The sequence below is a fragment of the Paraburkholderia sp. SIMBA_053 genome (genome assembly GCF_046534895.1).
Taxonomy (GTDB): Bacteria; Pseudomonadota; Gammaproteobacteria; order Burkholderiales; family Burkholderiaceae; genus Paraburkholderia; species Paraburkholderia caledonica.
The window spans coordinates 1-236 of record NZ_JAWRXU010001693.1 but is presented as its reverse complement, the minus strand read 5'-3'; the positions used below and the strand labels follow the sequence as shown (position 1 = coordinate 236).

Below are 236 nucleotides of genomic sequence, written 5' to 3'. Positions count from 1 at the left end.
GAGTTTCGGTGACTTTGTTGAGATGGCGCGGCGCATCGGGATTGCGCCCGCGTGCGGCCGCAAGGCCGGCGGCCATCACGTAAAAGGACAGGATTGCAGCGATCGGATCGAGCGCCGCATGAGCGGTGATGGCAAGCGGCAGCGTGGCTTCGGGCACGTCGGACGGCGCGGCCAGCAGCACGCGTGCGCCGCGCGCCTGCATGTCGCGCGCGAGTTGCAGCAGGCCCGCCTGCTCC

General features: G+C 69.9%; 1 pseudogene. It reads right to left on the bottom strand.

Features of this window, described 5'->3' with window-relative positions:
• Window positions 1-236, bottom strand: a pseudogene (locus tag SB753_RS41310) (iron dicitrate transport regulator FecR); the annotation flags it as partial.